General features: G+C 59.7%; 8 protein-coding genes. 3 read left to right on the forward strand and 5 right to left on the reverse strand.

The window, feature by feature from the left end; translation table 11 throughout:
• Positions 1–33: 33 nt before the first annotated feature.
• The 3 genes from FH08_RS0124210 to FH08_RS0124220 form a co-directional block, all read right to left on the reverse strand.
• The gene (locus FH08_RS0124210) at positions 34–588 is read right to left on the reverse strand and encodes a cytochrome b (protein WP_031360843.1); all 555 of its coding nucleotides are present in this window, start codon (positions 586–588) and stop codon (positions 34–36) included.
• 167 nt (positions 589–755) lie between these two features.
• Complete coding sequence (locus FH08_RS0124215) at positions 756–2,081, reverse strand: ATP-binding protein (protein ID WP_031360844.1); 1,326 nt, start codon at positions 2,079–2,081, stop codon at positions 756–758.
• Positions 2,045–2,719 carry a response regulator transcription factor gene (locus FH08_RS0124220; RefSeq protein WP_031360845.1) on the reverse strand — a complete coding sequence of 225 codons (675 nt, stop codon included), beginning with the start codon at positions 2,717–2,719 and terminating at the stop codon, positions 2,045–2,047. The genes FH08_RS0124215 and FH08_RS0124220 overlap by 37 nt, the downstream gene beginning before the upstream one ends.
• Before the next feature lie 415 nt (positions 2,720–3,134).
• Between FH08_RS0124220 and hpnJ the strand changes: the two genes are divergently transcribed.
• The 3 genes from hpnJ to FH08_RS0124235 all read left to right on the forward strand — a co-directional run bounded on the left by hpnJ (position 3,135) and on the right by FH08_RS0124235 (position 6,915).
• Positions 3,135–4,556, forward strand: coding sequence for a hopanoid biosynthesis associated radical SAM protein HpnJ (hpnJ, locus tag FH08_RS0124225; RefSeq protein ID WP_031360846.1), 1,422 nt, complete (start codon positions 3,135–3,137; stop codon positions 4,554–4,556).
• Between the two features lie 146 nt (positions 4,557–4,702).
• A complete protein-coding gene (gene hpnI / locus FH08_RS0124230; protein ID WP_031360847.1) occupies positions 4,703–5,857 on the forward strand; it encodes a bacteriohopanetetrol glucosamine biosynthesis glycosyltransferase HpnI in 1,155 nt (384 codons plus the stop codon).
• A gap of 32 nt (positions 5,858–5,889) precedes the next feature.
• On the forward strand, positions 5,890–6,915 hold the full coding sequence (locus tag FH08_RS0124235) for a lysylphosphatidylglycerol synthase domain-containing protein (RefSeq protein WP_063771226.1): 1,026 nt from the start codon (positions 5,890–5,892) through the stop codon (positions 6,913–6,915).
• A 26-nt stretch (positions 6,916–6,941) separates the two neighbouring features.
• On the opposite strand, the gene FH08_RS0124240 is transcribed toward FH08_RS0124235, so the two are convergent.
• Both FH08_RS0124240 and FH08_RS0124245 read right to left on the reverse strand, forming a co-directional pair.
• Positions 6,942–7,562, reverse strand: a complete 621-nt coding sequence (locus FH08_RS0124240) for a hypothetical protein (protein ID WP_152602903.1) — start codon at positions 7,560–7,562, stop codon at positions 6,942–6,944.
• Positions 7,563–7,627: 65 nt separating this feature from the next.
• Entirely contained in the window at positions 7,628–8,755 is a 1,128-nt protein-coding gene (locus FH08_RS0124245; protein ID WP_031360850.1) for a VIT1/CCC1 transporter family protein, read from the reverse strand.
• Positions 8,756–9,920 lie beyond the last annotated feature (1,165 nt).

Raw genomic sequence — 9,920 nt, forward strand, 5'->3', positions numbered from 1 at the left:
CTACCGCGATGAAAACAAGAACATCAGCCGTTCTCAGCGCGTCTTGCGCACGCCGGGCAGCATCCTGCCCAGCGTGCCATCGCGAATGACGAACTGGTGGAATAACGCAGCGGCCACGTGCAGTCCAATGAGCCCCAGCAGGACCCAGGCGGTGAGCTTATGGACGTCGCCAAGCGTATGCCCAAGCGCTGAACCCGTGGCAGCAAGCGCGGGCAGCGGAACAATATGGAACAGCGACACGGCCCAACCTCGCGCCGACGCATTCGCCCACCCCATCAGCGGCAGCGCAATGAGCAGCGCGTAGAGCAATCCGTGGGTTGCGCTAGCCGCCATTCTCATTAGCGGTGGCAAGGTACGCGATTCCGCGGGCGGCTTGTGGCTGACACGCCATGCGAGCCGCACCAGTACCAGCAACACGATCGTTGCGCCGACAGACAGATGGAGCCCGATCAAACCAACCGGCCGCGTGTCGTGATGGACATCGGGCATCAGCCAGCCGATAACGTACTGCACGGCTAGCAAAAGCGCGGTAAGCCAATGAAAGAGCCTGGCGGGTGCACCGAAGGCGGGGGTTTCGCTTGTTTGCATCGAGGAGGGGCCAAAGAGAATGTTTGTTTGGGAGGCGACCGCTCACATGGTTTGCCCACGTTGCGGCTCGCAAGAGCGAAGGAACCGGGACTGCCTATTAATAAAACGGGTGCCTTAGGCCAGACTTAGGAAACGCCCGATCCTGGCAGCGCTGGCGTCTATATGCACTAAAGCAAATGATAATAAGTCGCGTGAAAACCATCGCTCGCGTTCTGCAGCTCCAAGCGTCCGCCATTGCGGCGAGCGATCTCGGAAACGATCGAAAGACCGAGCCCGCTTCCGCTCGACACCGTCCCCGGCACGCGATAAAACCGCTCAGTCACGCGGACAAGCTGGTCATCGGGAACCCCTCGCCCAGAGTCCTTGACGCTACAAACGAGATAGCCTTCGCGGTTCACCACGGCAACGTCAACCTTGCCGCCTTCGGGCACATACCTCACCGCATTGTCGACCAGGTTACGTAGTGCAATGGTGACGGCTGATGCGTCCAGGTCGACCTGGATGTCGTCCACCTGCTTGAGTCCGAGATCCACGTTTTTCGCATTGGCTACGTTGACCGCATCCTGGATCGCATCGGTCGCAAGCCGGTGAAGCGACACCAGCGAATGCGCAGGCGCTGCTGCATGCTGTGAACGGGCCAACGCGAGCAGTTGTTCGACCAGTCTCGCGGTGCGATGCACGGCAGCCTGCAAGGCCTCCAGCCGCCCTCGTGCGTCCTCCGGGTCGGCGGCCGCCGTGAGACTCTCGGCCTGCAACGTCAACGCGGCCAGCGGCGAGCGCAGCTCGTGCGCAGCGTCGGCGATAAACCGCCGCTGCTGCGCCATGGCGTCCTTGAGCCGGCTGATCAGGCGATTGATCGAGCGGATGAAAGGCAGCAGCTCCTTCGGGATTCCCACCTCCGACAAAGCGTCGAGCGTGACCTCGTCTTGCCCGTCCACGATAGCTGCAAGGCGTCGTACCGGCGCCAGCGCGCCACGAGCAATCAGCACGATGACAATCAGCAGGAGCGGCGTCAGCGCGAGCATGGGCAACAGTGTTCGCAGCGAGCCGTCATGAGCGATCTCGTCCCGGATGGTCGAGCGCTCCGCCACCAGGAGGCGGTCGCCGCCTTGCAGCGTCTGCACATTGACGCGCCAGCGCCTGCCTTCGAAGTCGACGTTCTGAAACCCGTCAGCAAGAGTCTCAATCCGCGGCAGGGGCACGTCCGTGCTTGTAGCGGATGCCCCCGGACTCACCCGTGAAATGATCATCGACATGCCGTTGCCATGCGCATCAGGCCACGTCACTGTAGGAGCCGCGAGCATCAGCTTGCCGCTGTTGATCAAGACGCCGATGTCATGCAAATGGCTGTCCTGCAGCCGGCTCGCCTCCCGGTACCCCCCGGCGAATGACAGCGCGCCGCCCATCACCGCAAACACCACGATGATGCCGATGATCGACCACGTCAGTTGTCTTGTCAGCGAGCGTGGCTTTCGTCGCGGTCGACCATCCATCCCACACCTCGTATGTTGCGAATCGCGCTGTGCCCGATCTTCTTCCGAATGGTATGGATCAGGTATTCGACGGCGTTGCTATCGACCTGCTCGTTCCAGCCGTAGACCCGGTTCTCCAGCTCGCTCCTTGACAGAATGATGCCGGGACGCGAGAGCAGCGCCCTCAGCACCGCGAACTCGCGACCCGACAAACGGCACTCGACATTGTTATACACCGCGACCAGCGTGCGCGGATCGAGCGACAGCTTGCCGCTTGAAAGCGTGGCGTCGGGATGGTGGCCGAGCTTGCGTGTTGCAGCACGCAGCCGCGCCAGCATTTCGTTCAGGTTGAACGGCTTGACCAGGTAATCATCCGCCCCGCTGTCAAGCCCTTCGATACGGTCATCCACGCCATCGCGCGCAGTCATGATGAGGACTGGCGTATCGGCATCGCGCTTGCGAAGGTCGCGCAGGATGCTCAGGCCATCTCCATGAGGAAGATTCAGGTCGAGCAGCACGGCGTCGTGCTCGCGACCGAGCAACGCGCCCATTGCCGAGGGTGCGTCCATGACCCAGTCCGCGACATAAGCCGCATCGTGCAGTGCACGAGCAATCGCGGTACCGATCAACTCGTCGTCCTCTACGACCAGAATGCGCATGCGAGTGACTTCCGTTGGACGAGATTACAAACAAGATTACAAACGGTTCAGGTTGCCTAACTATCGGCTAAGTATCCCGGTCTATTTTACTTCTACGGTCCGCACCACAACACTTTTTACATTGCTTGCGATCAACATTTTTCCTGTCTGTCACGCCGTCGACATGTTCGCAGCGCGAGGGGGCTTTGTGCGCCTTTCGCCCGGAGCGCGGTCCGATATAAATCACTAAAGGCTGTCTGCTAACTTTCATTTTTATTTGGAAGACAGTTCTCTCCCCCAAGACCCGTGTTCAGTACGCCATCCGTGGAACCTCCCCTCCATCCGACATGATCAAGCCCTTCATCACACGGGCGTAACGTTTGTTCCGTCCAATCGGTCCCTGTATTTACCCACATCGCGCCCTCCCGGAGTACCCATGAAAACACTGTTCCTGCAGGCCCCCTCCTATGACGGTTTTGACGGCGGAGCGGGCTCGCGATATCAGGCCAAGCGCGAAGTCCGGTCATTCTGGTACCCGACGTGGCTCGCGCAGCCGGCCGCCTTGATTGAAGGAAGCCGTTTGCTCGATGCTCCCGCCGATGGCCTCTCGGTGCAAGCGTCGCTCGACATCGCGCAGGAATACGATCTCGTCGTCATTCATACGAGTACACCCTCGTTTCCGACCGACACGCTGTTCGCCGAACAGTTGAAGCAACGTAATCCTGCGGTGCTGGTTGGCATGGTGGGCGCAAAGGTCGCTGTCGACCCGCACGATTCGCTCGTCGCTAGCGAGGCGATTGATTTCGTGTGCCGGGAGGAATTCGATTTCACCTGCCGCGACATTGCGCAGGGCCTGCCGCTCGCCTCGATTCCAGGCTTGAGCTACCGTCAGCCGGACGGTGGGATCATGCACAACGAGGCCCGGCCGATTCTCGAGAACATGGACGAGTTGCCGTTTGTCGCGCCCATTTACAAGCGCGACCTGAAGATCGAAAACTATTTCATTGGTTACCTGAAACATCCCTATGTATCGATCTACACCGGGCGCGGCTGCAGGTCGAAGTGCACCTTCTGTCTCTGGCCGCAGACGGTCGGGGGACATCGTTACCGCACGCGTTCAGTGGACAACGTGCTCGAAGAAGTGAAGTGGATCAGGGACAACATGCCTGAAGTAAAGGAGATCATGTTCGACGACGACACCTTCACCGACTTCAAGCCGCGGGTGGAAGAAATAGCGCGCGGACTCGGCAAGCTTGGCGTCACGTGGTCCTGCAATGCGAAAGCGAACGTGCCTTACGCCACGCTCAAGGTCATGAAGGAGAACGGCCTGCGTTTGCTGCTGGTCGGCTACGAGTCGGGCGACGACCAGATCCTGCTCAACATCAAGAAAGGCCTGCGCACGGATATCGCGCGGCGCTTCAGTGAAGATTGCCGCAAGCTCGACATCAAGATTCACGGTACGTTCATCCTCGGCCTGCCGGGCGAAACCCGCGAGACGATCCAGAAGACCATCGAATACGCGAAGGACATTAATCCGCATACCATCCAGGTGTCGCTGGCCGCGCCCTATCCCGGCACGACCTTGTACAAGCAAGCGGTCGACAATGGCTGGCTGCAGGAAAACAAGGTTATCAACCTCGTCAGTTCAAAGGGTGTCCAGCTTTCGGCGATCGGCTATCCGCATCTGTCGCGCGAGGAGATTTATCACGGCCTCGAAGAGTTTTATAAGCGCTTTTATTTCAGGCCGTCGAAGATCTGGGAGATCGTCCGCGAGATGCTGATGAGCTGGGAGATGATGAAGCGGCGCTTGCGCGAGGGCGTTGAGTTCTTCAAGTTTCTCCGGGCTCACGAGGCATGACCCCGGACGTGCCCGACATGCCCGGTCAGTTTCCCGACGTGTCACACGCGAAACACAGACGGCTTCGAAGGCTGTATGTGCGATCCGCGTGGCTGGCGGGCGTCAGCCTGCTGGTCGCCTTCGCCATCTACGCCGGCAACCCGCCTATGGCGCGCGCAACGATGCACTGGGCAGCTTATGTGTGCGGCGCAAGTGCTGTCTTCGGGATCCTCTACATGCTGGCGGCCGCAGCGCTGACGAGGCGCTTCCTCGCGCGCCCCTGCGCGGAGCCCAGTTCGTTTCCGGGCGTGACCATCATCAAGCCCTTGCATGGGAATGAACAGGCGCTGCTCGAAAACCTGTCGGGATTCTGCAAGCAGGATTATGCCGGCCCCGTACAGTACCTGTTCGGCGTCCACGACAAGACGGACCCTGCACTCGATGTGGTGGAAAGTTTGCGGCAGTTGCACCCTCAGGCCGAGATTGCGGTCGTAATCGATTCCCGGCTGTACGGCCCGAACCGCAAGATGAGCAATATCCTCAATATGCTGCCCAACGCGCAGCACGACATCCTGGTGTTCGCCGATAGCGACGTGGGGGTAAGTCCCGGCTACCTGCGCGGTATTGTCGGCGAGTTGCAAAATCCGGGAGTCGGCCTCGTCACCTGTCTTTATCGCGGGCTGCCAGATGCGGGTTTCTGGCCTCGACTGTCGGCCAAGGCGAGCAACTACCAGTTTCTTCCCAGCGTCGTGGTCGGCATGGCGCTTCGGCTTGCGCGCCCCTGTTTCGGACAGACCATCGCCTTGCGCCGGGCGACGCTTGAAAAAATCGGCGGCTTCTCGCAGTTCACTCATCATCTTGCCGAAGACCATGCGATTGGCGAAGCGGTGCGGCAGTTGGGAGAAAAGGTCGTTGTTCCGCCGATCATCGTGACGCATGCGTGCGTTGAGACCAGTGCGTCGCAACTGATCTCTCACGAACTGCGCTGGAGCCGTACCATTCGAACGATCGATCCGGCCGGTCACCTTGGATCGGCACTCACGCATCCGCTTGTGTTCGCGTTGTTGGCGATCGCGTTGTCCGGGGCCGCCATGTGGACCTGGCCCCTCACGCTCGCGGCACTCATCACGCGGCTGGCGCTGAAGCTGCAACTTGACCACGCGCTTGGCCAGGCCTCGGGGGATCTATGGTTATTGCCGATCTGGGATCTCGTCTGCTTCGCCATTTTCGTCAGCAGCTTTTTCTCGACGCGCGTACTCTGGAGAGGGTTCAAGTTCAAGGTTGGCCGCGATGGCCTGCTTTATCCGCTTGGGGAGAAGTGACCATTGCGGTTTAATTTATCCATTTACATTGCATGACTAAATATCTTGGCCGTGCAATCGCCGCGCTTGGACTGATCGTCGCACTGGCGCTAGTGTGGCGCGAAGATCCGCGCTCGGTGTTCGCGTTGTTGCGCACCGCGGGTCCCGGCCTCGTCCTGGCAGCCGCTGCCCATGTGCTGCCAATGTTGGCCAATGCCCGGGACTGGCAAACGCTCATCATCGGAACGCGACGTCCGAGTCTGATGTCCATGCTGCGGCTGGTCTGGATTCGCGAGTCCGTGAATAGCCTGCTTCCTGTTGCACGGATTGGCGGAGAGATCGTCTCGTTCCGGCTGTTGACCCGCTCCGGTTTGCGGGCATCGACTGCTGCCGCGAGCCTGGTCGTCGACATGCAGCTCACGCTGATCAGCCAGCTCGTGTTCACACTGGTGGGCATAGCGTTCCTGCTGGGCCACGCCACACCCGGTGAACGCCAGCTTGCCGTGGATGTGCTCTGGGGACTGGCCCTGCTCGCACCGCTTCTGGCAGGCTTTGCACTGATCCAGCACGTGAACCTGTTCGAAAGAATGACCCGCATGTTCAATCGCCTGACAAGCGGCCAGATTGCGGCGCTAGCCGGTCCTTCGCTACGCATCGACCAGTCGATCAAGCTGATCTGGAGAAGACACGGAGTTGTGTTGCGCTATCTGTTCGTCTGGCAACCGCTGCAGTGCCTCGCCACCTCTCTCGAGATCTGGCTGGCGCTCTATTTTCTTGGTTCGCCGATCAGTTTCGCTGAAGCGGTCGTGCTTGAGTCCTTGATTCAAGCACTCAGCAGCGCCGCGTTCTTTGTACCCGGCGCACTGGGCGTTCAGGAAGGTGGCTTTGTCCTGATCGGCGGCGCCTTGGGCCTCGATCCGTCCATGAGTCTCGCGCTTGCGGGAGCAAGGCGTTTGCGCGACCTGCTCGTCTTCGTTCCCGGACTATTCGCATGGCAACTCGCGCTTGCGCACAAGCAGGGAATGCCGCTTGTCGACAGTTCAGAAAGCGGCGGCGACCACCAATATGCAGACCGGTAGCCGCCACGCTACGTGAACATCAGCGGTCAAACCTTGCGCGCAACGTGCCAAAAGTCGATTTTTTCCTCGAGTCGCCGACACTCGGTTTCGAGGCAACCGAGGTCATGCGCCACATTGCCATACGACGTCCGCAACCTCGCGACCACCGGTTCCGGCACCGCCTGAAAATCCCCGAAATCGGAAGCTGCACTGTGGAGGAGTGAGAAAAACGTGCGCAGGTCACGCCGCGTGTCGGCAACGGCATGGTCCGCGCGTCGTGTCGATGAAGCCGGCTCGATCTGGTCGACGAGCCGGCATGCGTGTTCGATCCGGGAGCGGTTGTAGGTCCGCTGGAAATAGCTGCCGTCGCACCCACCGCTGCACAGTGCGGCGTTCGCCTGATCGGCGAGCCCGCGGCCGATATTGACTACGGTGAGCGTCTCACGCAAGCGCTCGAGCCTGAGCATGTACATGGCACGTCGCGCGCGAATGGCCTCAAGCGCCGGTAACGCAAGACCAACGGAAACGCCGACAATATTCCCCAGCGTGCTGTAGAGCGAAGCGACCGTGCCCGTCGACGTCCCGTACGCGTAGAAACCTGCTGCAAGCGCAAAGGCCGTCATGCCGGCAGCGGGCATCAGGCGCACCCCCGTCGCTTTAGCTCTCATTGCGTTGCTCCGCGAAAACTCCGTGGCTCAAACACCTGCCTACCGCATTCAATCTCATGCAACCCTCAGGATATTGACACTCCAAGCAAGTGCCCCACGCAGAACGTGAAAGTCGCTGCAATACACCCGATAACGATCTGCCTGATCGCCGAAAACGCCGCACCACGTCCATTGAAAAGCGACGTGAACACGCCGATCGCAGCGAGCGCCAACGCGCTTAACGCAACGCACTGGACGATTGCCGCGAGTCCGCTGCTCCACAAGAACGGCATCGCCGGAAATATTGCCCCGATGGAGAACAGGCAAAACGACACGCCGGCAGCAGACCACGGATTCCCGCCCAACTCCGCAGGATCAAGGCCGAGTTCTTCACGTGTCAGCGTGTCGAGTGCCTTGTCCTTGTCGCGCATGATCTGCGCGGCAACCCGCTTCGCTTCATCGCTATCCAGACCTTTTGCCTGATAGATGAGCGCGAGTTCGTGCCGCTCGGCATCAGGCGTGTGTTCAAGCTCATCCGCCTCCTTCGCGATCTGGGTGCGTGCGAGTTCCCGCGCATTCGTCACGGAAAGCCACTCGCCCAGCGCCATGGAACATGCCCCGGCGATCAGACCGGCGAAGGCTGTGAGCAGGATTGTCTTGTTGTTGGTCCCTGCCCCGGCGACTCCCATGATCAGACAAAAATTCGATACCAGGCCGTCGTTCGCCCCGAGCACAGCCGCTCGTAAGTCGTTGCCCGACGAAACGCCCTTGTGCCACGACTCCGCGTCGGCAATCTCCGCGCCTTTGGACTTCTCCGGGCGTTTGCGATTCGCCACGCTTTGCACCATGTCCGCGTGCCGATGCTCTTCCTCGGCCATTTGCGCGGCGTCCGGCTGTCCGGCGTATTTATCCCTGTCCGCGTATTCGGCGGCAGCGACCGTACGCAGCACAAAATCCGGCCCGAAGACTCGCACGAGCGCCCGCATGACGCGCGTCTTGGCGCTGTACTGATGTGTCCGGACCTTGACGCCGTTCGCCCGAAGTTTCTCGCGCCACACTTGCGCGTGCTCGAACTCGGACGCAGCGAGTTCCGCATAAATGGCCTTCTTCGAACCATCTTGCTCGACGTGCGCCAGCGTTTCGTAAAGCGCCGCGCTGTCGAGTTCGTCGGCCAGGTTCGACCTGAACCTTTTTAGCTCCGTCTTCGATGCCAAAAGATTGCCCTCCTCGCTGGATTACGGAAATTTTCTCAGTAAATCCTAACGGATCGAGCGTACTAACTGGTTAAAGACCCTTAACGTCTGCGTAAGTGAGAATAGCAATGGTTTGTACGACGGGCATCGGGGGCGTGCGGGCTCTTCTGAGGCAGGAATGAACACCGCGCGTATGCCCTACAGCCGTCCTTTGAGTGAAGCCTATGCCAGCATGCTTAGACAAAAATTAGCCACGGCTTTCAGTGTGTAGACAATCTGGGAGGGGTCGTACGCACTTGGGGGGGTTAGTGCCGGGGTGCCAGGTTTTGGGGTTAGCGGTCGGGGTCAGTGCCGGGTTGCTAGGTTCCGGGGTTCGCGGTCGGAGTCAATGCCGGGTTGCTGCTTTCGGCCTTAGCGGTCTGCGTGAGTCGGATTTTCTCTTTATCACTATTAGCCACTGTGCGTGGCGGCACGTCATTTCTTTGTCCAAAGCGACAAAGAAACGAAGCAAAGAAAGCGCTTTCAAAACGTGGGCTCGTAAGTTGACCCAGCGTGCAGTTTTTAAGTTTTTGGCACCCCAAAAGCACGGTGCTCGCCAGAACCACGGATGTGTGAACCCCTCCTTCTCGCGAATTCTTACACGCACACGCTTCGCCCCGTACGCTCTCGGGCAAGCACCATTGCCAAGGAATTCGCACCGCCTCACGCGCTTTTCGCGGCTCCATTTTTTGTTGGTTGATTGATTAGTCAGCGCTGCTATCTTCGTATAAAACAGCCTACTCCGTGAGTTTCTGACAGATCGGCTGCGTGGTCTGCCCGAATGTATCCGAGGACCGCATCACGGCCGGACGCATATTGATTGCTTTATTTTTCGGTGGGCGTTTGCGTGGCCCGCACGCAATTTTCGCCGGCTACGGCCTCAAACTTTTTGGCCGCCTTGTTTCGTGGTGGGTTGCCGACGTAGTTCGGCATGCGTACAAATTCGAAGGATGGTTTTTCGCGGATAGCGCGGGGTGTTCCTTGGGCAGGTTCAGTCACTGGTGGCGAAGCGTGTGGGTATCCGTGTTCGGAGAAAGAGGGGTTCACACATCCGTCGCTCTGGCGAGCACCGTGCTTTTGGGGTGCCAAAAACGTGGAAACTGCACGCTAGGTCAACTTACGAGCCCTCGTTCTGAAAGCGTTTTCT

Origin of the sequence: Caballeronia sordidicola (genome assembly GCF_000729995.1) — a bacterium.
GTDB lineage: Bacteria > Pseudomonadota > Gammaproteobacteria > Burkholderiales > Burkholderiaceae > Caballeronia > Caballeronia sordidicola_A.